Consider the following 22,658-nt stretch of genomic DNA (forward strand, 5'->3'; position numbering starts at 1 on the left):
CGGGTTACCGCGGTGGCTCTGTGGCCCGCGACCACAGAATAGTGGAATCCGCGCGAACTCGCGTCACCGAAACACCTACTTGCGACCGCCACAGGTGCCCCGGCGACAAACGCGGACGCCGCGCCGCGCCGTGGAGGCGCTGCGCTGCGGATCGCGCCCTGAACTTTTCACAAGGGACCCGGTCATAGTGTGTGGGCGCTAGGATTGGCGCCCACCCGCTTTATCCTCCCTGAGCGGGAATAGCCACCCAGTTTTCCCCAGACTGGGTGATTGTATTGCCCCGGTTTTCTCCCCCCCTTGAAAACCGGGGTTTTTTTGTCTCCCACTTTTGCGCCGGTTTTACGCCTGCGGGCCGTGGTCTCCGAACCACCCATCCAACACGGCCGACGCTTCGTCGATCCCCAGGCGGCGGGGGACCGAGAAGAGCTGCGCACTGACCCGAGCATAGCGCTCTTCTACAGTGCGCTGCAGTGCGAGCAGGGCCGCGATTCCCGGGCCACGCTTGAGTTTATCGGCTTTGGTGAGCAGCACATGTACCGGCAATCCGGCGCGGTGGCACCAGTCGAGCATGGTAGTGTCCAGGTTAGTAAGGGGGTGGCGGATGTCCATTACCAGGATCAGGCCCCGCAGGGACTCGCGGTGCTCCAAGTACTCCGCGAGTCCCAGCTCCCAACGCGTCTTGACGGCTACCGGCACCTTGGCATAGCCGTAACCTGGGAGATCGACCAGCCGCAGGTCGGGCGTCACCTGGAAGAAATTGAGGAGCTGAGTGCGCCCTGGGGTTTTGCTGGTGCGGGCCAGGGTCTGCTGGTCAGTGAGGGCGTTGAGTGCGCTGGACTTGCCGGCGTTGGACCGTCCCGCGAAGGCCACCTCACCACCCCGGTCCGGGGGGGCGTGGGCCAGATCCGGGGCGCTGCATAGGAATTGGGCACGACGGTAGCGGGAACCCATATGCCTATATAACACCGCCGCGGTGGCGCAACGCAAGGTGATAGGGCGGCCGGTATTGACCACAAGCGCCACAACTGATATACAGGCAACGCAATTTTTCGCCTCGCCTTAGTGTGTCCGTACCCACCCGCCCTGGTTCTGGACCGTAAGGCCGACCCGTCACGGAGCGGATCTTCAGGAGTCGGTGCCTAATGAAAAGATGGATAACGGTGGTCCTCGTCTGCGCGCCCCTCGCGCTCGTTTCCAGCTCGGCCGGAGCGACCGGCAACGCCAAGGCCGGTGATGCCAAGGCCGCTGTGTGCCGCGCCTGTCACGGCCCCGACGGCAACAGCCTCAACCCCCAGTGGCCCAACCTGGCGGGACAGAGCGCCCCATACATTGTCAAACAGCTCCAGGACTTCAAGGCGGGTAGGCGCACCAATCCGCTCATGAGTCCGCAGGCCGCGAAGCTCAGTGAGCAGGACATGGAGGACTTGGCCGCCTACTTTTCTTCCCAGAAGGAGAAGATTGGTTCCGCGGATCCCAAGCTGGTCACGGCCGGTGAACGCTTATATCGCGGCGGCGACGCGGCCACCGGCGTGCCGGCCTGCATGGCCTGCCACGGCCCCACCGGCGCCGGTAATCCCGCCGCCCGCTACCCGGCCCTCCACGGTCAGCATGCGGACTACGTGATGAGCCAGCTCGAGGCCTTCAAGGACGGCAGCCGTACCAATGATCCGAACAAGATGATGCGCGAGATCGCCGGGCGCCTCACCAAGGAACAGATGCGCGCGGTGGCCTCCTACATCAACGGTCTCTACTGATCATCCCTCCCTGCACCTGAGGGGGCGGCCGCCCCCTCAGGTGCACCGCCCTTGCCCCCGCCACATCGAACCCTCCGCCGGTTACCGGCGTCTACTCTATATGCAATGCAGGGGCGCCCGGAAAGTGGTAGGCTGAGGGCCTTGGGTTGTGGCCATATTAGCGGGGCAAGCACATGAAACTATTTAGAAATAAGCTTCGGTTCCGGTGGGTCCTGTGGGCGGCCCTGGTACTGGTGCCCGGTTTCGCGCAGGCGGGTCCGGCCAAGCCACAGTTTGATGCCGGCATCGACTACAAGGTCATCGACCCGCCGGTGGCGATCCCGGGTGCGGCCAAAGGCAAGGTCACCGTAGTCGAGTTCTTCTGGTACGGCTGTCCCCATTGTTACCACTTCGAGCCGTACCTGGATGCCTGGCTGGAGCACAAGCCGGCGGACGTGCAATTCATCCGCATACCAGCGCCCCTGAATCCGACCTGGACGATCCACGCCCGCGCCTACTACGCCGCCCAGGAACTGGGGGTTTTGAATCGGATCCACCGCCCGCTGTTCGATGCCGTCCAGAAGGAGGGTCCACAGCTGGCCAGCGAGGACGCGTTGACTGCGTTTTTCGCCCAGCACGGGGTCAAGGCGGCGGATTTCCGCGCCGCCTACGAATCGTTCACGGTGGACGCCGAGGTGCGCCGCGCACGGGCCCTGGCACAAAGCATGGGCATCAGCGGCGTACCTACCCTGGTGGTGGATGGCAAGTTTAAGACCGACGCCAGTCTCGCGGGGGGTAATGAGAAGATCCTCCAGGTCGTGGACTATCTGGTTCGGCGGGAGTCTCGACAGGCCGCCGTGGACCGGACCCGTATCGCCTCGACCGTCCGCCTCAAGTCTGCCCCCTCGCCCGCCGCCAACTCACAGGCCCGCGGCGCCCACGCCCGGTAGCGGGTCCGGCGGCCTTCGCCCGGCCAGGACGGGCCCCGGCGTCCGGGGCCGCACGCGCTCCGTCAAGGGAAGGATACAAACCGGGATGAATGCGGCACAGCTCTTCGTGAAATGCCTGGAGAACGAGGGAGTCGAATACATCTTCGGGTTGCCCGGCGAGGAGAACCTGGATGTGCTGGACGCCCTGATCGATTCTCCGATCCGTTTCATCACTACGCGCCACGAACAAGGGGCGGCCTTCATGGCCGACGTCTACGGGCGTCTGACTGGCCATGCTGGCGTGTGCCTATCTACCCTGGGCCCTGGTGCGACCAATCTCGTGACCGGTGTGGCCGACGCCAACATGGACCATGCGCCCCTGGTAGCAGTGGCGGGCCAGGCGGCTACCACCCGCCTGCACAAGGAATCCCATCAGACTCTGGATCTGGAGTTGATGTTCGCGCCGATCACCAAGTACTCCTCCCGGTTGTTGACGCCTAACATCATCACTGAGGTCGTCCGCAAGGCCTTCAAGCTGGCACAGACCGAGAAGACCGGCGCATGTTTCATCGAGTTCCCGGAAAACATTGCGCGCATGGTGGTCGCGGACGAGCCGCTTCCGGCGCGCCAGCCGGTGGCGTCGGAACCGCCCACGGATCGCCTCAACTACGCAGCTGAACTGATCTCCGAGGCCCGGGACCCGATCATTTTGGCGGGCAACGGCGTGATCCGTGCCCGCGCCTGGCAACAACTCGCGGAATTCTCGCGCAAACTCAACATACCGGTGGCCAACACCTTCATGGCCAAGGGCGTGGTTCCATTCTTCAAGAACCCCATGGCGCTGGGCAGCGTCGGCCTGCAGTCCAACGATTACGTCAATTGCGGATTCAGCCGCGCGGACGTGATCATCTGCGTGGGTTACGACTTGGCGGAGTATCACCCCAAGCTCTGGCATCCGACCCGCGATCGCAAGTTGATCCACATCGATATGAATCCCGCGGAGGTCGATGCCCACTACACCATCGAGTGCGGCGTAGTGGGCGACATCAAGACGAGCCTGGTACGCATCGCGGATCTCGCCACGCCACACCAGGATCACAAGATGCGCGTGTTGCGTGACCTGCTGATGACGGAGATGCAGCAGCTTAGCGAGGACCGAGGCTTCCCCGTGAAGCCCCAGAAGATCATCTGGGACCTGCGTACCGCGATGGCGCTGGAGGACATCGTCATCTGCGACGTGGGCGCCCACAAGATGTGGATGGCGCGCATGTTCCGGTGCGAATATCCCAACACCTGCATTATCTCCAACGGCTTCGCCAGCATGGGCATCGCCGTGCCGGGCGCAATAGCCGCGAAGATGGTATACCCTGACCGCGCCGTGGTCGCGGTGACCGGAGATGCGGGGTTCCTGATGAATTGTCAGGAGATCGAGACCGCGGTGCGTCTCAACACCCCGCTCGTGATCCTGATCTGGAACGACGGAGGTTACGGGCTGATCGAATGGAAGCAGCTCAATACCTTCAAACGTTCCGCGAACGTGAAATTTGGGAATCCGGATTTCGTGAAACTCGCGGAGGCCTTCGGTGCGAAGGGCTACCGTGTGCAACGTAGCGTCGATCTCCTGCCGATTTTGAAGGAGGCGCTCGCGTCCAGTGCTGTGTGCATCATCGACTGTCCGGTGGACTACGCCGAGAACTTGAAGCTTACCGCCGCCATGGGCGAGATGGTCTGCCCCATATGACGCTTTCATACGGGCCGTGGGGGATGGGGCCCTCTCCAGCACGAGCCTACATAAGGGATACCATCACCGAGTCTGGCCACACTGATGCCGGCACAGGTGAGCGCCTGCGGCTGTTGAGTTACAACATTCAAGCCGGCATCTCCACCACGCATTTTCACCAGTACCTCACCCATAGCTGGAAGCACGTACTCCCGGACGCGGAGCGTCTTACCAACCTGGACAGCATCGCGTGTCTGGCAAGCAACTTCGACTTGGTCGGCCTGCAGGAAGTGGATGCGGGCAGCCTGCGCAGCGGCTTCGTGAATCAAACGGAGTACCTGGCGCTCAAAGCCGGCTTTACCCATTGGCATCACCAGACCAACCGCACCATCGGGAATGTCGCACGCCAGAGTATCGGCCTAGTGAGCCGGTTCCGGCCAACGCTGTTGACGGAACACAAATTGCCGGGACGCATCCCCGGGCGTGGCGCCCTGCGGGTCGAGTTCGGGTCGCCGGGTGCGCAACTGGTGCTGGTTATCATCCATCTCGCGCTAGGCAGGCGGGCACGGTTGCAGCAGCTCAAGTTCATCGGCGAGCTGATCACTGACGACCCGAATGTGATCGTCATGGGAGACCTGAATTGCCGTTCGCGCAGCCCGGAGATGGACCAACTCCTGGGGGATACCGGCTTGTGTGAGCCGACCCACGACCTGCTCACGTTTCCGAGCTGGCGACCGAGTCGCAACATCGACCATATCCTGGTGACGCCCAGCGTCAAGGTGGAGCGGGTATCTGTCCTGAACTACCCTTTCTCCGACCATCTGCCGGTAGCCATGGACGTGCTCCTCCCTGGGAATGTCACACTACGGTCCTAAGGTACCTCGCCGCATCCCGAACCGGGAGCGATCATGATCGTTGGATGTGCCTACACGATAGAGAGGAAGCCGCTTGAGCGTCCCTTGCTTCGTGTTGATCCATGCGGTCGATTCCAGGACGATTATCTCTCACCCGCTCCCCCTCCTTCCCAGGGCTACCGGGACGCATCCAGGACAATCCCGTGGCCCGCTCTCTGATCGGCATCGTGCTTGCGGCGTTAACCTTGGGCGCCGCAATCTTGGTCGCGCGCCGCGTCCGACCGCAGTTTGTTATCAGAATCCAGAAACAGCGGGCACGTTGCGTACGCGGAGAGGTCAGTGAACGGTATGTACGGGATTGCAATGATGTGGCTCAGATCACGGGCGTGAGGAGCGGGTGCATCCGCGGCTTCCGGCGCGCTGGCGCGGTCCACCTGGTGTTCTCGCGCGCGATCTCTGGGGCGGCCCGCCAGTCGTTCCGCAACGTCTGGCCCGACGGACAGGATGCCGGCCCGCGTCCCATCCCGCCCCGCGGACCCTCCGGCCGCCGTGCGCGCGGATAGTCGGTGCCGCTCCCGGTGAATGTCGCCGTGCAGGGCGAGGACGCACCGGGAGTATACTGTGACGTATATTGTAATCGGAGGGCCATGCCCATGCGTATCGCCGTAGTGGGTTCCGAATATTCGGTGGGCGAGGAAATCGCGCACGCGGTCAGCCACGGCTTTGGCCTGCTGCTGGCGGTTGCGGGCCTGGTGGTTTTGGAGGTGTTCGCGGCGCTGCATGGTGGCGCCGCGCGGATCGTGAGTGCCGCGGTATTCGGCAGCGCGCTGATCCTCCTCTATCTGGCCTCGACGCTATATCATGCGAGCCAACGGCCGCGCGTCAAAGACATCCTGCGTCGTCTCGATCACTCCGCCATCTACCTGCTGATCGCCGGCACCTACACGCCGTTCGCACTGGTCAATCTGCGCGGCCCATGGGGTTGGACCCTGTTTGGCCTGGTCTGGGGCTTGGGGCTGATAGGGGTCCTGCGTGAGCTGCTTACCCGCTCATCCTGTCAGACCCTGGAGCTTGCCCTCTACCTGGGGCTGGGTTGGCTGGCACTGGTGGCCATCAAGCCCCTCGCCCACGCGCTGCCAACACCCGGCCTCCTGCTGCTGGTGATCGGGGGGCTGGCCTATAGCGTGGGCGTTGTGTTCTATGTCTGGCGCCGTCTGCCTTATCACCACGCCATCTGGCATGTATTTGTCCTGGCCGGCAGCGCGTGCCATTTCTTCGCGGTGCTCTTCTATACCGTGCTACGCCCAGCCTGAGCGGTGGTACGTCCCACTACGACTCCAAAGCCTAAATTGGGGCGCGGCGGCGGTCGGTACTGAGCGATCCAGCTTGGTGGGGCAACGCATCACGGATGGCGAGGACCTGGGCAAACCCAAGCCCGCGTTGCCCACCCGCCGGACCAACTGAAATTTGCGGGCGTACAGAGGTGTTTCTACCTCAACTCAGCGTCCGAGCGGACTAGTGGCGCACCACCAACGCCGTTGAAGGGCCGCACGTAGTCGTGCGTTCGGTAGCACGGTGCTGTGGCGATCACGTCAGCCGCGGTTTGCACGACAAGCGCGCCGGCGGGTCACGGTCGTGCGCCGCTTAGCTGTGCGTTCCGCGCCGAAAGCGCCGTGGTGGGCGCGTATCGTTCCGATCATGTGTTCCCAACGTCGCGGCTTAAGGTATCCGTGGGCGTTCGCGGAGGACCACGTCGGGGTAAGAATTGCTCGCGCTTGACCTGCGTCAATGACCCTGAGCCCCACACCGCGGTAACAATTACTGATCGGCGTGCGGCCCGGGCCGGTGGAGTCCAGGACCGGGTGGCCGCTGCCTCGCGGAGGAAGGCACATGTCTTTGAAGGTGGACACAAAGGTGATTCGGACCGACGACGAAGGCTACTTGGTTGACCCCATCGATTGGGACGACGCGGTGGCACTGGCACTGGCGTGCCAGGAGAACATCGAGCTGACCGATGGGCACTGGGGTGTGATCCGTTTCATGCGCGAATATTACGATGAACACGGGATCGCTTCTGATGCCCGTTTCGTAATCAAGTACATTGCGGAAGAACGCGGACTCGGGCACGAGGCGCGCGATGAGCTGTTCCGATTGTTTCCCTACGGCTATGTGAAACAGGCATGCAAGATCGCCGGAATGAGGCGGCCGCGGGCATGGAGTACCGGATGACGGCGCCGGCATCTTCATACGTGCCCGGGCGCGACCGTGCGACTCAGATCCTGGGGAGGGATTCGACCTTGACGTAGCGCCACCCGTCCTGCACTAGGCGGATAATCTGATCCATGACTGGCTCCCGGGTATCGACCTCGTCGATGAACAGCGACTCGACGCCCTGGGCCTGCAAGGCCCGGATGCTGTTGGCGCAGGCGATGAAGTGGAGGTTATTGTGGGCATGGATCATCGCGATCACTTGCCGTTCTACCGGGGAGACCCCCGCCCGCATGAGGTTGAGCCCCCTGCGTTGGCCACCACCGCGACCTGACTGTCACGGCCTTGGTGGTTCTTGAGAAACTTGCGGATATAGTCCAGAACGGCCACGAACGGCTTCGGGTCGGATTCGCTGATGTGCAGCACGACGCGCTCCGCCTGCCGTTGCGCCAATCGACCCGCGGCATGGGCGGTGCCACCGACCTGATGATTGCGCTCATGGTATCCAATTTTGTGTCCGCCGGGAACCCGGCAGCGGTTGCGTGGGTTCCTAGGTCTCGGGGTGTCTGCCACGGTAGCGTCCACCATGTCTCAGGCACACCTGGTAACCCGACTGACGGGGGCTTGGTGCCGCCCATGTACAAGACCGCCGCCGGACACTAGAATCAAGTCGATGTCTGTCCAAGCCAACTGCCGGACGCGCGATGAGAGCAAAATTGCAGACCGTGGGCGGTCAGGGTCGAAAGAAATCGAAAGGTTGGGCCGGCTTTCCACCGTCGCCGTAGTTGGCGTGATTGCTCGGACAGCTTACCAGGGCTCAGCCGTCGCAAACCTCGATGGCGCGTACAGGGGACTCGCGGTGGCACTCGAAGCGCAAATCTTCAATCGCAGCGTAGCTCGGTACACCGTTCCGGGGCCGATCCGTCACTCCGGACGACTGCTGTTGGCGCTGCTGAGTCTGGTTTCCGGAGCGCGCTTGGCCCATGCCGCGGATGTGACCGTTCAGGTCCTTGCCAAAGAGGCCGGGCAGCCGATCACGGCCGCATCGGTTTGTTTGGGTACGCGTGCGGATCCGAGTCAATTCGGTGCGCAGTTGACCGGCCCCGAGGGTATGGTCGTGTTTCACGGCGTACCGGACGCGCCCCTGGTGTTGACGGTGTCAAAGGCGGGCCGCAGTGGTGACCAACAGGCACTGTTCGGTGGGCGTTCCGACCAGATCCTCAACGTATCCCTGGCGCGGGGCGGGACCGGGCCGGTATGCCGCGGGGCGAGCGCCCCGCCCGCCCCGGTTCTGGCGCTTACCGGGCTGCGCCTCGATGGGGGCGCGGCGGTCACGGAACACCGGCGGGTTACTCTGGATTTTTCCCTGACGGGAACCGCCAACCAGTACCGGGCCAGCGAATCACCGCAGTTTACCGGGGCGCGGTGGGCGACGCTCCACCCGCGGCCGGGTTTTGAGCTGAGTGCCGGACCCGGCGAGAAACAGGTTTATCTGCAGGTGCGCCAATTCCGCGAGCGCCACGGTTCCACCCTGGAGGTGCGCTCCAACGTGGTCTCCGGTGCCATCCGCTACCAACCTCGGTGATCTGCCGGAATCGCGACACAGAAGACCACCAGGGCGCACCGGTCGGGACCGATAACATGACCCGTTGCCGCCGGTGGGAGTAGTGGTTCGCTGTAGCGAACCATGCGCTGGCATGATCGTTATTCTCGACAGCCGGGACGTGCACCTGCGACACCCTTAATCCCCTGGGGACCGTAGCGGAAGGATCTCGTAAGAAATCAGTTCGTCCGGTTCTCCGGTATACGCCACGAAGGCGATGGTCTCTACGGCAAGGAACGCCCCGTGCCGGTGGCCGTTGGGATGGAGCAGGTAATCGCCAGGGAAGAGGCGCTGGCGTCCCGCCTTGTCACAATGGCCTCCTTGCAGGATATAGATGTGTTCGTCCGACCGGGCCACGGCCAGAACCTTGATCAGCATCCCGACCGGCGGGCGGAACCGGATCACCTGGGCGACCCCACCCCCTTCCCCGCGGCGGTCGCTTAACGGTTTGACGAAAACGGTCTCCTGATCCTGGTATACGGAAAGGTCGCCAAGCGCGGCGCTACCCGGGGTCCAGGGGATTTCGTCGGTACGGAGCTGCAAGGGTCGAAGCGGCATGGGCTGCGGGCCTCGTGTTAATCGTGGACTGAAGGAAGGGACAGTCTACCCCGTCGCGGCGCTGGGTGGCTTCGATCGTTATCGAAATATGGAGTAACACTTGGGGCCCTCGAAAATCGCTGGCCTGCTGGGAGTTCCCGCGCGCGCCGCGATGTTGTGGGCGCTGGCGGGCGGGGAGGCATTGCCCGCCAGCGAGCTTGCCTACCGAGCAGGAATCACCTGCCAGACCGCGAGCTATCATCTGGCGCGACTGGTCGAGGCGCGACTGCTGACGGTGGAACCCTGCCTGCGCTATCGCTACTATCGATTGGCGAGCCCTGAGGTGGCGCATCTGCTGGAGGATCTTATGGCCTTGTCGGGACCCCCACCGCTGCGGGATCGCGCGGACCGTGCCGTGGTCGATCGGTTGCGCTTGGCACGTAGTTGCTACGATCATTTGGCGGGCGGTCTCGGAGTGGCCTTGACCGACGCATTGGATTGCCAGGGGTGGATCGAGTTGAGCGAACGGGATTACCGGGTTACGCCGTGCGGCGACGCAGGGTTCTCGGGATTAGGCATCGAGATTCCCGTGCTGCGCCGCCAGCCCCGACTTTTCGCGCGCCGCTGCATCGACTGGAGCGAGCGGCGCCCCCACATCGGCGGCGCGGTGGGGGCAGCCTTGATGGAGCGGTTGCAGGCTCTGGGCTGGATCCGCCGGGAGCGCGCCACCCGCGTGATCCGCGTCACGCCGCGCGGGCGGCGCGGCCTATGGGATACCTTCGGCTTCGGCACGAAATGAGCCCAGCCCGCCTTCGATAGCTCCGGGAAAGCACGGCTTACCTAGCGCCCTACCGCTTCCCTTTCCCGCGCCCGCGCCAACGCCGGGCGGGTGAGCAGCCGATCTGCGTATCGCTCAACGTGCGGGTGCTTGAGGGGCAGCTCTGCTTTTCGTGCCCAGCCCAGGGTGTGAGCCAACAGCAGGTCGGCCACGCTGAGTTCGTCGCCCAGTATAAAGGGTTGGTTACCGAGTCCTTGAGCGAGCACGTCCAGCATTCGGTCGAACTCGTATTCCACCGCGGGTCTTACCGCGGGCACCCGCAACGCCTCCGGCAACACGAAGCGGTGTTTCGCGAGCGTCCACAGGGGTTGTTCCAACTCACTGCAGACGAAGAGACACCACTGGGTGTGGCGCGCGCGAGCCATGGTGTCTGGCGCGGGAACCAGGCGCCGCGCCGGATCGAGATCGGCCAAGTAGGTGCAGATGGCGGCGGACTCCGTCAAGACGGCCCCGTCGGTTTCCACAGCCGGCACCTTGATGGCGGGGTTGACCTCCTGATAGGCCGCGCCTCCCGCGGTGCCCTGGATCAAGTCCACCGGGATGTATTCGTACTCCCAGCCCAATTCCTCCAGCGTCCACACTACGCGGATGGATCGCGATCCGGCACTACCGTAAACGCGCATCACGGACGTCCTCCTTGCTTGATATGTTTCACGATGAGACCGGCCTGGCGAGGCCGGCTAGCCCCGGGGCTGCAATTCGATGGGGTGATGCATGGCGTTACCTCCGTGTCCTGCACAAACTTGCATTTTGAAAGTCGAATCGTAGTCGAGTAACTTGCAATATGCAAGTTATAGGAAAAGGTGCTATCTTTCAGGCATGAAGCCACCCAACACCGTGCCATCCTTCGCTCGGTCTGCCCCGGGTTTCAAACGGTCCCCCTGCCCTATCACCAACACCCTGGATGTCCTCGGGGACCGCTGGACCCTGCTCGTGGTGCGCGACTTGTTCCTGGGCAAGCGCCTGTTCGGGGAGTTCAGCGCGTCCCCCGAGGGTATCCCCACCAATATCCTGGCGGACCGGCTCAAACGCCTGGAGCGAGAAGGGGTGTTGTGCCGAATCCCCTACCAGGAGCGCCCGGTGCGTTATGCGTATACCCTGACGGACAAGGGCCGCGATCTGTCGCCGGTGTTGGAGGCGATGATGGGCTGGGCCAACCGCCACATACCCGAGACCGCCAGGCTCCCCAGAGACATGGTCGAAAAACTAAGGCGGGGCCGCTGAGCCAAGCAGCCCGGATGGGCTACCGTCGTTGCAGGGAGGTGTCATGAGCTGCTGCTGTCCCCACGCGCAGTCCGCGGGCCGGCTGTTTTCGTTCTTTGCACACCGTTACCGCAAGCGCTTTGAGCGCCGCGGATTCGAGCCGTCCCAGCGCCAACTCATGGCGGGACTCGGTCAGGCGGGTTTCACCGGGGCCTCGGTTCTGGAACTGGGCAGCGGGGTCGGCCACCTGCACCAGACCCTCCTGGAACAGGGCGCCACCACGGCGACCGGCATCGACCTTGCCCCGAAGATGATCGAGGAGGCGTGGCGTTGGGCGGCGGACCGCGGCTTGGCCGATCGCACCCGGTACATCGAAGGTGACTTCATGACCCTGGCCGAATCCATCGAGCCCGCCGACGTTACGGTGCTGGACAAGGTGGTGTGTTGCTACCCGGATGCCGACGGTTTGGTGCACCGCTCCCTGGAGAAGACACGGCGGGTCTACGCCCTGACCTATCCGCGCGACCGCTGGTACGTCACCGGTGCCATCACCGTTGGCGCCTGGCTGCTGAAATTGACCGGTTCCGATTTCCGTCCCTATGCCCATTCCCCGGCGCAGATCGAGCGCTGGATCACTGCGGCAGGATTTTCCAAGCGCAGCCAAGCGACTACATTAGTCTGGCTCACCCAGGTCTACGCGGCCGCGGGCCAGCGGGATCCGTTGCGAGCAGCGCCACCCCGCAGCTGACGCGTGGTCTAACAGCGGCACGACTTGTGATGCTACATCGTGGGAGTGAACCCGCGCAGGCACGCCCAACCGGTTGCGATCCGGCACCCAAACAGGTGCCAATTGCGCACCAAAATACGCGTACAATAGTGCCCTGGTGTCGGATAGGGACTGTCCCACATGACTACGCCGCCGGGCGCAATGGGGCGGATGATCCAGACCACAGGCACCCGCGGAGTTACCGATGCGCAGACCCGAACCCCTGCCGCTGTCCGTGGTATACCGACTGGACACGACGCAACGACGGTTGCGTGAACCCCCCGCCGTCGAATCACTGACTCAAGTCTACGACCGCCGCCGCATCCTGGAACTGGCGGTGGTGCCACCGGCACGGGTTGTCCCCATCCGCGCGATGACCGCCATACCATTCGGTTGGTGGTCCGTTTCGCCTTTACGACGCCCCGAATATAGCGGGATTCAGCGCCCAGGATGGGTAGTCTGTCAGTGACTACACAGCGGTCACCGGAGAACCACTTGCAAACCGCGGGATCCGTGCCGCAGCAGGCCGATGTCCTGGTCATCGGCGCGGGGCCAGCTGGGTCTACGGTGGCCGCATTGCTCGCAGCGCGTGGGTTGCGTGTGACCGTACTGGAAAAAGCCCGTCACCCACGTTTCCACATCGGTGAGTCCCTGCTGCCGGCGAACCTCCCTCTGTTCGACAAATTGGGAGTGGCCGCCGAAGTGCGCGCCATCGGGATGGAAAAGTGGGGCGCGGAATTCGTATCGCCCTGGCACGAACAAAAAACCCAGACGTTCGAGTTCGCCGACGCATGGGACAAATCCATGCCCATGGCCTACCAAGTCCGGCGTTCCGAGTTCGACCAGATTCTCGCTCGAAACGCCGCACGCAAGGGCGCCACGGTGTTAGAAGGTTGCACGGTACGCGACGTGCAGTTTCTGCCGCGGGGAGACGGTGCTACCGTCAGCGCCACGCGTGATGACGGAAGCACTTCCATTTGGCGTGCCAGTTTCGTCATCGATGCCTCTGGGCGTGACACCTTTCTGGCTAGCCGATTCAAGGCCAAGTACCGGAACCCGAAGCATACCAGTGCCGCAATCTACGCCCACTTTAGAGGAGCGCAACGGCTCGACGGCAAGGCGCAGGGCCACATCAGCATCTTCTGGTTCCAGCACGGTTGGTTCTGGTTTATCCCACTGGTCGATGGCACTACCAGCGTCGGTGCGGTAATTTGGCCCTACTATCTTAAATCACGCACCAAGCCGTTAGATGCGTTCTTCGCCGACACTATTGCCATGTCGACAGAGCTATCGGCGCGGCTGGCTATTGCTACGCGGGTGACCGCTGTTGAGGCCACCGGAAATTTTTCATATAGCTGCGACCACACTCACGGCACCAATTACCTGCTCATCGGAGATTCCTATACCTTCATAGACCCGGTATTTTCCACCGGCGTGATGTTGGCCATGCAGAACGCTTTTTTCGCCGCCGATGCTGTACATATTTGCCTGCGTGACCCGGCGCACGCTAAACGGGCATTGGCTCGCTTTGATCGAAAAATGCGCCATGGTCCACGCCAATTTTCGTGGCTTATCTATCGCATCAACCATCCCACCATGCGCGACTTGTTCATGGGCCCCCGCAATATCGGTCGGGCAAAAGAGGCATTACTGTCTGTTCTGGCCGGGGACATTTTCGGAAAAACACCGCTATGGACCTCATTGCGATTATTCAAAAGCATCTACTATATTAGCGCGTTGCGTCACCTGAACCGCTCTTGGAAGGCGCTGTGGTCACGAAAACGGCAAATCCGTCCGGAATAGTGGCCGGACGCAGTAGCTGACTGATGGGGAAATCGTTGTCTTTGCAGCTGAGGTATTGGTCGGCATCGGAACTTGGCAGGCAACGCGCCGACGAGCTGCGCCGCGTGCTCGGAGTGGCCTGCTTCAGCGTTGGGTCCGAGCAGGCCCTGGCCGCGCTGGATATCCCCCAGGCCTACATACATGTGCCGCCGCTGATACCGGGACCAGCCCTGTGCGAAGCGTGGGTAACGGATCCACCGCTGCGTCAGGGTGTGCACGGAAAATTGCGCTACTGCTGCAGCGAATCCATTTTGTTCGGCGTTCTAACCACGGTGGAAAATGCGTCCACCACTCGTCCCGGGGACTTGAGCCCCGGTTTTGCATGCGTTGTAGAGCGCATGTATTCCGACATATTCGACGCCCTGGATGTGTTGGGGTTCCCGCATCTATGGCGGGTATGGAATCATGTCCCAGACATCAACCGTGAAAGCGATGGGTTGGAGAGGTATCGCCAATTTAATATCGGCCGCCAAGATGCATTCAAGGCACATGGCCGCAGCACCGTAGGAGTCAGCGTGCCAGCCGCGAGCACCGTGGGACTGGCCAGTAACGCGCCGCTGGTAGTGCATTTTATCGCGGCGTGCCAGCCGGCAACGGCCATCGAGAACCCCCGCCAGATCAGTGCTTATCACTATCCAGAACTCTATGGCCCGCGTAGTCCCACTTTTTCCCGCGCGACACTGGCCGAGGTGGGTGGCCATCCCGTACTGTTCGTTTCCGGCACTGCCAGCATTGTCGGCCATCAGACCCAGCATGCCGGCAACGTGGTGGCACAAGCCCGCGAGACCCTGCGCAATATCGAATCCATCCTGGACCAGGTACGGCGGCACGGCGAGGCCTACGCTCGGCCCAGCGATTTGTTGTACAAGGTATATGTGCGCTATCCGCAAGACCGATCAGCCGTCGCCGCTGAATTACGCCGCTCCGTCGGCGATCAGGTTCAGGCCGTGTATCTGCAGGCCGATATCTGTCGTAGGAACCTCCTAGTGGAAATTGAAGCGACAGCCCTGTACGCGGATATGGTGTCGACGTGCTGAAACGGCTCTTCGCAACACTTGTATTTCTTGCGGTTCCTGCCAGGGCTCTGGCCGCCGAAAAACCTCTATGGGTAGCCGGCGTCGGAGCCGGATTTTTGAGCGTCCCCGACTATCCCGGCTCCGATCAGCAGCGCGGATATATCTTGCCGTTACCCTATTTCGTCTATCGCGGTAAATTCATCACGGCGGGCCGCAACGGGATCCAGGGACGCTTATTCGCGAGTAAGCGCGTGCATTTCAGCTTAAGTCTGAGTGCCTCGCCACCGGTTAATAGCACTGACAATCCCGCTCGCCGCGGCATGCCCGATCTCCGTCCGATGGTCGAGTTGGGGCCGGAGATCGATGTGCAGTTGTGGCGTTCAGCGAGCCGGCGGATGCGGTTGGACCTGCGTCTTCCTGTACGTGCTGCGATCACAATCGAAGCCCCGCCGCGGCAAATCGGGTGGCTATTTACCCCCGTACTCAATCTGGACATCGCCAACGTGATTGGGCAACGCGGATGGACTATGGGTATCCAGGCCGGCCCCTTGTTTACCGACCGTGGCTACAATCAGACCTTCTACGGCGTAGCGCCTGTCTACGCGACGGTTACACGCCGGACCTACACGGCACATGGCGGCTATGCCGGGGCCAAACTCACCCTGGCGCTTAGCAAGCGTTTTCAGCGCTACTGGATCGGCACATTCGTACGCTACGATGCCCTGACCGGCGCCGTGTTCGCCAATAGCCCATTGGTGCTGCGGAGCCATAACATTTCGTTCGGTGTGGGAGTGGTGTGGATCTTCGGGCAATCTTCGCAAATGGTGGCTAGTGATGAATAACGGCGGGTCGCGAGCGCCGTCCACCTATTGCTACTTCCGCGTTGCATGGGATGTGCTCCGCCTGACCGCTTGCCTCGCAGTGTTCTGCGTGCTGGGATTGTTGTGGTCGATGGTCGCCATTCCACTATACTATCTATTGCCGCGCAGAACCGGCCTAATTTTTGGCCGCGCGTTGATCCATAACGCTTTTCGTCTCTACATGCGCATGCTCACCATTGTTGGTGTTTGCCGCTTCGACCTTTCCGCATTGGATGTCTTGCGCGGCCAGTCGCCGATGATCGTCGCACCCAACCACCCCAGCCTGCTAGACGCGGTGACAGTCCTTTCCCGCGTGCCCGGGATGGCCTGCATCATGAAGGCAAAGATCGTCAACAACGTCTTTGTAGGCGCTGGCGCGCGTCTCGCGCGCTATATCGAGAACGACGCGCCGCGCAGGATGATCCAACTCGCCGTCGCCGATCTGCGCACGGGCCATCATCTGTTGCTTTTCCCGGAAGGCACCCGTACCACGCGCTTGCCGATAGGTCCAGTGCGCGGCAGTATCGGCCTGATCGCCAAACACGCGCAAGTTCCGGTACAAGCCGTCTTCATTGAGACCGACTCCGCACTATTTGCCAAGGGATGGCCGCGACTTTGTAACCTGCACCTGCCTATCAGTTATTGCGTTCGCCTGGGACGGCGTTTTGATCCGCCGCAGAACGTGCGTGCCTTCGTTATCGAACTAGAGGCATATTTTATGGATGCCATGGCCGATACGCGCCTGCTGAGATACCCTCCGAAGACCGCGCGCAATGACTGAAGTCGCGTATAGCGCCAGCGGCGGAACGCCGCAGGTGTCGCCGAGCCACGTCGTTATCATCCCCAGCTACAACCCGGGCGCAAAGGTGTTCGAGACCGTGCGCGCCGCGCGCGCCCGCTGGGCCCCGGTGTGGGTCGTCGTAGACGGCAGTACGGATGGCACTGCTGAAGGCTTGCGTGCTCTAGGCGCCGCCGACCCGAACTTACGGGTGTTCGTGTTGCCGGAAAATCGCGGAAAAGGCGCTGCCGTACTGTACGGGCTGGACCTCGCCTCCAAGGCCGGATATACCCATGCACTGACGATGGACTCGGACGGCCAGCACCCCGCAGAGCGCATCCCCGCGTTCATGGAGGCATCCACTCAATGCCCCCGCGCCATGGTGCTGGGTGTTCCGGTGTTCTGCCCGAGCGCACCACAACTGCGAGTGCAGGGCCGTAAGGTCTCCAACGCGTGGGCCAACCTCGAAACTCTGTGGATCGGAATCGACGACTCGTTGTGCGGCTTTCGCGTCTACCCGATCGCGCCCCTGCGCCACGTAATGTGCCGTCAGCGCTGGATGCGCCGCTTCGACTTCGACGCCGAGGCGGCCGTGCGTTTGTCTTGGCTAGGTGTTCCCGCAATAAATCTGCCGGTCCTGTTGCGTTATCTGCGTGCCGATGAGGGTGGCGTGTCACACTTCAACTACGTGCGCGACAATATGCTGCTTACGTGGATGCACGCGCGCCTGTTTTTGGAGTTCGTATTTCGGCTGCCCGTGCTGTTGATGCGACGAGTCCGTCGTACGTCACGACTGAACTCAGACGAGATGTGAGCCGCTTACCTGAATATAGGCCGCTGCAGCAGACGTTAACAGCCCCGTCAGCACGACCCTAAGCAGGTTTCGATACAACGCGCGGACAGCAATTGGGGTAGCATATTAGGCGGCGTATCCACCGCCGTATGTCATGCCCCTGCAACCTCATATACCCCGCGCCATCTAGAGGAAGGCTTCGGACTGAAAGCGCAACGGAGCGTGGGTGGTGATCAGCGTAACGCAGCCCAGCCCAGCAGCGGTAGCTGGTCCGGATGCGAACCGCAGACTTTCCGGCCGTAGCGTAGTACACGAGCTTCGTTTATGTGCCCAGCCAGCACCACGAAAACGGATTATCCCAATGTGACAACGGGCGACGCATCGCTGACCAGCACCAAGACGGAAAAGACCCCCGCAAACATTGCAAACCGGTGGCCTGAGTGCGCCTCAATACATAGCGCCGTTGATGGAAATAACTTGACCGCTGATGTATCGGGCTTGGTCGGAGGCGAGAAAGCCGACCAAGTCAGCAACCTCCTCAGGGGTTCCGGCGCGTTGCATCGGTACCAATCGCTCAATCGCAGCCGCGTCGAAGGCGGCTCTACTCATTTCAGTGGCGATGATGCCTGGGGCGACGGCGTTAACCGTGATGCCGCGTTTGGCGACCTCCAGCGCCAGCGATTTCGTCGCCGCGTGCAGTGCGCCCTTCGCGGCAGCGTAGTTGACTTGTCCGGCGTTGCCGCTTAGTGCGGCCACAGAAGTGATATTGACGATACGTCCCCAGCGGGTGCGGATCATTGGCAACATCAGCGGTTGGGTAACATGAAAAAACCCGTTCAATGAGACGTCTATAACACGCTGCCACTGTGCCGTGCTCATGCCAGGTAGTACAGCGTCGTCATGCACCCCAGCGTTGTTCACCAACACCTGTACCGGACCGTCTGCGAGGATGGTATCGACAGCGGCAGCGGTGTTCCTGGCGTCGGCGAGGTCGAAGGCGATGGCACGTGCGGTGTGGCCCTGGCTGTGTAATTCCGAGGCCAGCGCCTCAGCACGGGCCATGCCGTTGTTGGCGTGAATAATGACTTCGCAGCCATCTGCCGCCAGACGGCGGCAGATGGCTGCGCCAATTTCGCCGCTGCCTCCGGTGACCAGTGCCCGGCGTACAGTTCGGGACGTAGGATGGGCCATGAGCGTATGGTGAGCTACGAAAAGCCCGAAGTCAAAGCGTCGATCAAGATCGAAGCGCGACCGTCCAGCAGTGTGCGCCCATCCGCGCACACACTGAACTCATATAGCAGCAACTCGCCATTTCCGCTGGTACGCTCGGCATGCACCTGCAAGTCCGAAACAATATCGTCCAGGCGTGACACATGCAACTGCGTCCGGCGTACGCTAAGGAGGAGACCGGGACGCACTACTGGATCGTTGGTCTCCCCCATCAGCAACGCGCTATGCACCGCCATTGCCTGCGCGGCATATTCAATTCCGCACCCAGTTCCGAGACGGCCGAATTGGCGCAGCGGATTAGTGGCGTCGCGATGGCTGGACGTTGCGCAGACGATGTGCTGCGCATCCCAGGCCAGCACTGAACTGAGCAGACACATACGGCCACAATGCGGAATATGCGTAGCGATCCAGGCGTGATCCAATAGTACGCCGTCGAGTCGGATCGGTTTCAGCATGATGACAGTTCAATGGCCAGTCGCTGGTCGGGGAGACCATCGAGCGCCAAACTCGTCGATTCCATGCGTGCCAGTGTGCTCAGCAGCGGCAGAGCGCGCGCTGCGGGAATCGTGCGGCGCAGCGCTTCCAGGTCGGGATTGGCCAACGTCTGTGCCGGCGCATCAGTGAAGATCGCATCGGGATATACGCACACACGCGCCAAGCTACGTGGGCTAGGCTTGGGTACGAGCACCAGGGCAACAGCGAAGCTATCGGTGATCGGCCGAACGCTGAATAGCGGTTCCGGGTAGTTGGAGTCATACGCCAATAATAGTACAGGGCTACGACTGAGCATCACTTGGGAAAGCGCTTCCAGCAATGCAGCAGCGAAACTTCCGTCGTAGGCACACAGCACTACGGACGGTGTCATCGACCCCGTAGCGATGCCCCAGTATCCCGAGGCCACGTTGTGGACCGAGTTGTGAAACCGCGTCGGCGAAATCAATCGGTCGCCGGAGGCCAGCGCCGTGCAAATTTCATGGCAGTTCGGACCGTCACCGCCAGAGGAGCTGAACACGGTCGGCAGGTCACGCGGGTTGAGCTCGGCGGCGGCGACCGCGGCGAGCCCGGTCGCGAGCGTGAGTTTAATCACCGTCGTGGCGCGACGCCGTTCGGCGGGCTGCAAAAGCTGGGGGCTCGGTAAAACGGTTTTTCCTGGCGAGTAAGGGGCCTCTCCGCGCAGCACAGCACGCGCCTGCTCCCAGCTGACCAAGCCCGGACCGAGTAATCCGATGCCGTCGACGTAGGCCTCAATGTTGCGCGTGGAGTTCAAGCGCGGTCTCCCGCGAGACCTAGAATAAGGCTGCAATTGGTCCCGCCGAAGCCGAAGGAATTGCTCATCACCCGCTGCGGCGGCGCGTTGCGAAGCTCCAACAGATAGTCGAGCGGGCCCGCCTCGGCTATGTCCGGATCGAGCGCAGCGGTACCCACACTTGCGGGCATGAAGCCATGGCGCAATGCCAGCACACTGAGCACCGCCTCAAGTCCACCAGCGGCACCCAGAGTGTGGCCGGTCGCGCCCTTGGTAGAACTGCATGGCACGCCAGCGCCGAACAGCCTGCCCACCGCGCGACCTTCTGCAGAGTCGTTGACGCGCGTAGCGGTGCCGTGCAAATTAATGTAGTTGATGTCAGCAGCTACCAAACCGGCTTGGTCGAGCGCACGCTGCATGGCTAAGCGCGCGCCCAAGCCGTCTGGGTGCGGCGATGACATATGATACGCGTCACTCGATTGGCCTACACCCAGTAACACCACGGCGTCGTTCGGGACATCACGCGGCGCGCGCTCGAGTAATGCAAAAGCGGCCGCTTCGCCCAAAGACAAGCCACTGCGCTGCGCGTCGAAAGGCCGGCAGGGGAGGGCGGAAAGCAGCTCGAGTGACTTGAAGCCATACAGCGTGGTCAGACACAAGCTGTCCACTCCGCCCACCAGCGCACAGTCGATGGCCCCCAGTGCCAACAGGCGCTGCGCGCTGGCGAAGACATTGGCGCTCGATGAACAGGCTGAGGATACGACGGCCGCCGGTCCGCGCAAACCGAAGCGTGCGCGCACGTAGGCGCAAAGCGAAAAGGTGTTGTGGGTTTCGGCGTAACGGAAATCTGACGGCAGCGCGCCGCGCTCATCCAGTCGGTGGTAGGCGAGCTCGGTTTGAAGAATCCCGGATGTGCTGGTGCCGACGAATACGCCGACGCGGGGCGCACCGTAACGCGCGACGGCCGATTCGACGGCCTCGACGAATTCGTCCTGTCGTAGGCCTAATTCCGCCAAGCGGTTGTTGCGGCAGTCGTAGGCCGCGAGAGGTTCCGATAGCTGTACGGCGTCCACGCCGGCGACCGCACCGGTCCAAGTCCTCAGATCCACCGTATCAAAGGAACAGGGAGCCAAGCCGCAAACATGTGCGCGCAATGCAGTTAGATGGGCTGGTAGTCCGGCACCCAGGCTGCTCGCGACAGTGCAGTGAGTGAGCAGCATGGGAGGGACCAACGGTGTAGGGTAGGAGTTCATGTCTAGTGTGGGCGTTTCATGCCGTACCCGCCGATGGCTGTGGCAGTGAAGCTCGGAAAATAGATGACACGAAAGTGTGGCGTGCCGGAGGCGTCATCCACATGTAATAACAGCACTCCTTGTGCTGCCCGTGCCGCGCGCGCGGCGTGGTATATCGCCTTGCGCCGGGTAGTCGGCGCCGCCCAATACGTTGGGAGCCACTACCGCATCGGCGTTTCCAAAACCGGCCGTCTGGATACCGCAATGTTCGAAGGTCGCGGCATCGCGGAGCGCGCGGCACGCGCGTACCACCACGCTGGCGAGGAAATGCCGCGCGAAGCGCACGGCAACCCGATAGCGCGCAGCGGCGTGGCCGATCAAACGGGTTCGCGTGGGGGGGATTGTCATATCAAGGCTTCGCGCAAGGTAACTGGGCGCAGTCCGGCGCGATTCAGGGCAGAGAGTAGTTCAGGCAGAACAGCCAGAATAACAGGCTGGCCTTCCGTTGTACGCGCGGCGTGGCCGTCATGCAGGAGCAGTATATCACCGGCGCGCAGACCACACAGTAGGCGTCGCAAAACATGTCTAGCAACACCTTCGCGGGTGTCGAAGCCGCGTCGCGTCCAACTCGTCAGGCGCAGATTCAAACGGGCCAGTACCGGGCCGAGAAACGGGTTACGCAGCCCGGCGGGCGCACGGAAAAATTGGGGCCGCTGGCCGCCTATAGCAGTAAGGCTGTCCTGCGCGGCCTGGAGCTCGCGCGTATAGGCGCGCGGCCCGAGCATGACGAAATTATGCCGGTGGTGTTCGGTGTGATTTTCCAGCGCATGGCCGCGCTCCACGATAGCACGCGCAAGTTCGGGGTGGGCACGCGCGCGTCTTCCGATACAGAAAAATGTGGCGCGTGCGCCGTAGCTGTCGAGTAGGTCGAGCACCGCAGGTGTGACAGCGGGGTCAGGACCATCGTCGATGGTTATCGCCACTTCGCCGCGTGCTGCGGCGCCCTCCGGCAAGCACCTGATGTTGGCACCCAGCAGCGTGCTGCGCGGCCACAGCCCGGCGGCGGTAAGCAACAGATGATCGGCAAATACGGCGCCTGCCGCCCAGGTCCACAGTGCAGGCTGCCACAGTACGGTGACCAGCGCGAGCAGATGGAGCGCGAGCGAGGCACGAATCAGGGGCGTGGCCCGCCAGGGCGAAGTGGGCAGCGGCGCGGGGCTAGCTAGTGGTGCGGGCATAATCTCGTGCGTCGTGGGCAAGGAAACGGGCG

Annotated in this window: 27 protein-coding genes; 16 read left to right on the forward strand and 11 right to left on the reverse strand. The window is 62.4% G+C overall.

Features of this window, described 5'->3' with window-relative positions:
* Positions 1–339: 339 nt before the first annotated feature.
* Complete coding sequence (locus B7Z66_04685) at positions 340–951, reverse strand: YihA family ribosome biogenesis GTP-binding protein (protein ID OYV77404.1); 612 nt, start codon at positions 949–951, stop codon at positions 340–342.
* 191 nt (positions 952–1,142) lie between these two features.
* On the opposite strand from B7Z66_04685, the gene B7Z66_04690 reads away from it, so the two are divergent.
* The 7 genes from B7Z66_04690 (at position 1,143) to B7Z66_04720 (ending at position 7,465) form a co-directional block, all read left to right on the forward strand.
* On the forward strand, positions 1,143–1,754 hold the full coding sequence (locus B7Z66_04690; protein ID OYV77405.1) for a cytochrome c4: 612 nt from the start codon (positions 1,143–1,145) through the stop codon (positions 1,752–1,754).
* 173 nt (positions 1,755–1,927) lie between these two features.
* Positions 1,928–2,683 (forward strand): hypothetical protein, encoded by a 756-nt coding sequence (locus B7Z66_04695; GenBank protein OYV77406.1) that lies wholly within the window; start codon positions 1,928–1,930, stop codon positions 2,681–2,683.
* 85 nt (positions 2,684–2,768) lie between these two features.
* On the forward strand, positions 2,769–4,403 hold the full coding sequence (locus tag B7Z66_04700; GenBank protein OYV77407.1) for an acetolactate synthase large subunit: 1,635 nt from the start codon (positions 2,769–2,771) through the stop codon (positions 4,401–4,403).
* 23 nt (positions 4,404–4,426) lie between these two features.
* Positions 4,427–5,257, forward strand: a complete 831-nt coding sequence (locus B7Z66_04705) for an endonuclease (protein OYV77408.1) — start codon at positions 4,427–4,429, stop codon at positions 5,255–5,257.
* A 101-nt stretch (positions 5,258–5,358) separates the two neighbouring features.
* Positions 5,359–5,799, forward strand: coding sequence for a hypothetical protein (locus tag B7Z66_04710; GenBank protein ID OYV77409.1), 441 nt, complete (start codon positions 5,359–5,361; stop codon positions 5,797–5,799).
* 90 nt (positions 5,800–5,889) lie between these two features.
* A complete protein-coding gene (locus B7Z66_04715) occupies positions 5,890–6,549 on the forward strand; it encodes a hemolysin III (protein ID OYV77457.1) in 660 nt (219 codons plus the stop codon).
* A 577-nt stretch (positions 6,550–7,126) separates the two neighbouring features.
* Positions 7,127–7,465, forward strand: coding sequence for a sulfite reductase subunit gamma (locus B7Z66_04720; protein ID OYV77410.1), 339 nt, complete (start codon positions 7,127–7,129; stop codon positions 7,463–7,465).
* 43 nt (positions 7,466–7,508) lie between these two features.
* On the opposite strand, the gene B7Z66_04725 is transcribed toward B7Z66_04720, so the two are convergent.
* The gene (locus B7Z66_04725; GenBank protein ID OYV77411.1) at positions 7,509–7,739 is read right to left on the reverse strand and encodes a hypothetical protein; all 231 of its coding nucleotides are present in this window, start codon (positions 7,737–7,739) and stop codon (positions 7,509–7,511) included.
* A complete protein-coding gene (locus tag B7Z66_04730; GenBank protein OYV77412.1) occupies positions 7,715–8,032 on the reverse strand; it encodes a hypothetical protein in 318 nt (105 codons plus the stop codon). The genes B7Z66_04725 and B7Z66_04730 overlap by 25 nt, the downstream gene beginning before the upstream one ends.
* A 355-nt stretch (positions 8,033–8,387) precedes the next feature.
* On the opposite strand from B7Z66_04730, the gene B7Z66_04735 reads away from it, so the two are divergent.
* A complete protein-coding gene (locus tag B7Z66_04735) occupies positions 8,388–9,029 on the forward strand; it encodes a hypothetical protein (GenBank protein OYV77413.1) in 642 nt (213 codons plus the stop codon).
* Between the two features lie 156 nt (positions 9,030–9,185).
* Here the strand turns inward: B7Z66_04735 and B7Z66_04740 are convergent, their stop codons facing one another.
* Positions 9,186–9,605: a hypothetical protein gene (locus tag B7Z66_04740; GenBank protein OYV77414.1), complete on the reverse strand. Its 420-nt coding sequence runs from the start codon at positions 9,603–9,605 to the stop codon at positions 9,186–9,188.
* Between the two features lie 151 nt (positions 9,606–9,756).
* On the opposite strand from B7Z66_04740, the gene B7Z66_04745 reads away from it, so the two are divergent.
* Complete coding sequence (locus tag B7Z66_04745) at positions 9,757–10,383, forward strand: transcriptional regulator (GenBank protein ID OYV77458.1); 627 nt, start codon at positions 9,757–9,759, stop codon at positions 10,381–10,383.
* A 41-nt stretch (positions 10,384–10,424) separates the two neighbouring features.
* Here B7Z66_04745 and B7Z66_04750 read toward each other — a convergent pair whose 3' ends face one another.
* Positions 10,425–11,045: a hypothetical protein gene (locus tag B7Z66_04750; GenBank protein ID OYV77415.1), complete on the reverse strand. Its 621-nt coding sequence runs from the start codon at positions 11,043–11,045 to the stop codon at positions 10,425–10,427.
* 196 nt (positions 11,046–11,241) lie between these two features.
* Between B7Z66_04750 and B7Z66_04755 the strand changes: the two genes are divergently transcribed.
* The 7 genes from B7Z66_04755 to B7Z66_04785 all read left to right on the forward strand — a co-directional run bounded on the left by B7Z66_04755 (position 11,242) and on the right by B7Z66_04785 (position 17,701).
* Positions 11,242–11,646, forward strand: a complete 405-nt coding sequence (locus B7Z66_04755) for a transcriptional regulator (protein ID OYV77416.1) — start codon at positions 11,242–11,244, stop codon at positions 11,644–11,646.
* A 43-nt stretch (positions 11,647–11,689) separates the two neighbouring features.
* Positions 11,690–12,373, forward strand: coding sequence for a hypothetical protein (locus tag B7Z66_04760; protein OYV77417.1), 684 nt, complete (start codon positions 11,690–11,692; stop codon positions 12,371–12,373).
* 468 nt (positions 12,374–12,841) lie between these two features.
* Positions 12,842–14,194 carry a hydroxylase gene (locus B7Z66_04765; protein OYV77418.1) on the forward strand — a complete coding sequence of 451 codons (1,353 nt, stop codon included), beginning with the start codon at positions 12,842–12,844 and terminating at the stop codon, positions 14,192–14,194.
* A gap of 182 nt (positions 14,195–14,376) precedes the next feature.
* Positions 14,377–15,270, forward strand: coding sequence for a hypothetical protein (locus B7Z66_04770; GenBank protein ID OYV77459.1), 894 nt, complete (start codon positions 14,377–14,379; stop codon positions 15,268–15,270).
* Positions 15,264–16,091 carry a hypothetical protein gene (locus B7Z66_04775; GenBank protein OYV77419.1) on the forward strand — a complete coding sequence of 276 codons (828 nt, stop codon included), beginning with the start codon at positions 15,264–15,266 and terminating at the stop codon, positions 16,089–16,091. Before B7Z66_04770 ends, B7Z66_04775 begins: the two co-directional genes overlap by 7 nt.
* Complete coding sequence (locus B7Z66_04780; protein ID OYV77420.1) at positions 16,084–16,890, forward strand: 1-acyl-sn-glycerol-3-phosphate acyltransferase; 807 nt, start codon at positions 16,084–16,086, stop codon at positions 16,888–16,890. The genes B7Z66_04775 and B7Z66_04780 overlap by 8 nt, the downstream gene beginning before the upstream one ends.
* Positions 16,883–17,701 (forward strand): glycosyl transferase family 2, encoded by an 819-nt coding sequence (locus B7Z66_04785; protein OYV77421.1) that lies wholly within the window; start codon positions 16,883–16,885, stop codon positions 17,699–17,701. The genes B7Z66_04780 and B7Z66_04785 overlap by 8 nt, the downstream gene beginning before the upstream one ends.
* A gap of 426 nt (positions 17,702–18,127) precedes the next feature.
* Here the strand turns inward: B7Z66_04785 and B7Z66_04790 are convergent, their stop codons facing one another.
* From B7Z66_04790 to B7Z66_04815, 6 genes are all read right to left on the reverse strand, one after another.
* Positions 18,128–18,871: a 3-oxoacyl-ACP reductase gene (locus B7Z66_04790; GenBank protein ID OYV77422.1), complete on the reverse strand. Its 744-nt coding sequence runs from the start codon at positions 18,869–18,871 to the stop codon at positions 18,128–18,130.
* A 14-nt stretch (positions 18,872–18,885) separates the two neighbouring features.
* Positions 18,886–19,365 (reverse strand): 3-hydroxylacyl-ACP dehydratase, encoded by a 480-nt coding sequence (locus B7Z66_04795; protein ID OYV77423.1) that lies wholly within the window; start codon positions 19,363–19,365, stop codon positions 18,886–18,888.
* Entirely contained in the window at positions 19,359–20,177 is an 819-nt protein-coding gene (locus B7Z66_04800) for a 3-oxoacyl-ACP synthase (protein OYV77424.1), read from the reverse strand. The genes B7Z66_04795 and B7Z66_04800 overlap by 7 nt, the downstream gene beginning before the upstream one ends.
* Positions 20,174–21,409 carry a beta-ketoacyl-[acyl-carrier-protein] synthase II gene (locus B7Z66_04805; protein OYV77425.1) on the reverse strand — a complete coding sequence of 412 codons (1,236 nt, stop codon included), beginning with the start codon at positions 21,407–21,409 and terminating at the stop codon, positions 20,174–20,176. Before B7Z66_04805 ends, B7Z66_04800 begins: the two co-directional genes overlap by 4 nt.
* A gap of 93 nt (positions 21,410–21,502) precedes the next feature.
* The gene (locus B7Z66_04810; protein OYV77426.1) at positions 21,503–21,796 is read right to left on the reverse strand and encodes a hypothetical protein; all 294 of its coding nucleotides are present in this window, start codon (positions 21,794–21,796) and stop codon (positions 21,503–21,505) included.
* A complete protein-coding gene (locus B7Z66_04815) occupies positions 21,793–22,626 on the reverse strand; it encodes a polysaccharide deacetylase family protein (GenBank protein OYV77427.1) in 834 nt (277 codons plus the stop codon). The genes B7Z66_04810 and B7Z66_04815 overlap by 4 nt, the downstream gene beginning before the upstream one ends.
* Positions 22,627–22,658 lie beyond the last annotated feature (32 nt).

The organism is Chromatiales bacterium 21-64-14, from assembly GCA_002255365.1.
Classification (GTDB): domain Bacteria; phylum Pseudomonadota; class Gammaproteobacteria; order 21-64-14; family 21-64-14; genus 21-64-14.

Excerpts from the sequence above, each read along its gene's own strand:
- B7Z66_04810 (OYV77426.1), bottom strand. The coding sequence starts at position 21,796 with ATGACAATCCCCCCCACGCGAACCCGTTTGATCGGCCACGCCGCTGCG.
- B7Z66_04705 (OYV77408.1), top strand. The coding sequence starts at position 4,427 with ATGGGGCCCTCTCCAGCACGAGCCTACATAAGGGATACCATCACCGAG.
- B7Z66_04710 (OYV77409.1), top strand. The coding sequence starts at position 5,359 with ATGCGGTCGATTCCAGGACGATTATCTCTCACCCGCTCCCCCTCCTTC.
- B7Z66_04785 (OYV77421.1), top strand. The coding sequence starts at position 16,883 with ATGACTGAAGTCGCGTATAGCGCCAGCGGCGGAACGCCGCAGGTGTCG.
- B7Z66_04795 (OYV77423.1), bottom strand. The coding sequence starts at position 19,365 with ATGCTGAAACCGATCCGACTCGACGGCGTACTATTGGATCACGCCTGG.
- B7Z66_04790 (OYV77422.1), bottom strand. The coding sequence starts at position 18,871 with ATGGCCCATCCTACGTCCCGAACTGTACGCCGGGCACTGGTCACCGGA.
- B7Z66_04745 (OYV77458.1), top strand. The coding sequence starts at position 9,757 with ATGTTGTGGGCGCTGGCGGGCGGGGAGGCATTGCCCGCCAGCGAGCTT.
- B7Z66_04740 (OYV77414.1), bottom strand. The coding sequence starts at position 9,605 with ATGCCGCTTCGACCCTTGCAGCTCCGTACCGACGAAATCCCCTGGACC.
- B7Z66_04690 (OYV77405.1), top strand. The coding sequence starts at position 1,143 with ATGAAAAGATGGATAACGGTGGTCCTCGTCTGCGCGCCCCTCGCGCTC.
- B7Z66_04780 (OYV77420.1), top strand. The coding sequence starts at position 16,084 with ATGAATAACGGCGGGTCGCGAGCGCCGTCCACCTATTGCTACTTCCGC.
- B7Z66_04695 (OYV77406.1), top strand. The coding sequence starts at position 1,928 with ATGAAACTATTTAGAAATAAGCTTCGGTTCCGGTGGGTCCTGTGGGCG.
- B7Z66_04815 (OYV77427.1), bottom strand. The coding sequence starts at position 22,626 with ATGCCCGCACCACTAGCTAGCCCCGCGCCGCTGCCCACTTCGCCCTGG.
- B7Z66_04720 (OYV77410.1), top strand. The coding sequence starts at position 7,127 with ATGTCTTTGAAGGTGGACACAAAGGTGATTCGGACCGACGACGAAGGC.
- B7Z66_04805 (OYV77425.1), bottom strand. The coding sequence starts at position 21,409 with ATGAACTCCTACCCTACACCGTTGGTCCCTCCCATGCTGCTCACTCAC.
- B7Z66_04760 (OYV77417.1), top strand. The coding sequence starts at position 11,690 with ATGAGCTGCTGCTGTCCCCACGCGCAGTCCGCGGGCCGGCTGTTTTCG.
- B7Z66_04725 (OYV77411.1), bottom strand. The coding sequence starts at position 7,739 with ATGCGGGCGGGGGTCTCCCCGGTAGAACGGCAAGTGATCGCGATGATC.
- B7Z66_04700 (OYV77407.1), top strand. The coding sequence starts at position 2,769 with ATGAATGCGGCACAGCTCTTCGTGAAATGCCTGGAGAACGAGGGAGTC.
- B7Z66_04685 (OYV77404.1), bottom strand. The coding sequence starts at position 951 with ATGGGTTCCCGCTACCGTCGTGCCCAATTCCTATGCAGCGCCCCGGAT.
- B7Z66_04765 (OYV77418.1), top strand. The coding sequence starts at position 12,842 with ATGGGTAGTCTGTCAGTGACTACACAGCGGTCACCGGAGAACCACTTG.
- B7Z66_04750 (OYV77415.1), bottom strand. The coding sequence starts at position 11,045 with ATGCGCGTTTACGGTAGTGCCGGATCGCGATCCATCCGCGTAGTGTGG.
- B7Z66_04755 (OYV77416.1), top strand. The coding sequence starts at position 11,242 with ATGAAGCCACCCAACACCGTGCCATCCTTCGCTCGGTCTGCCCCGGGT.
- B7Z66_04715 (OYV77457.1), top strand. The coding sequence starts at position 5,890 with ATGCGTATCGCCGTAGTGGGTTCCGAATATTCGGTGGGCGAGGAAATC.
- B7Z66_04730 (OYV77412.1), bottom strand. The coding sequence starts at position 8,032 with ATGGTGGACGCTACCGTGGCAGACACCCCGAGACCTAGGAACCCACGC.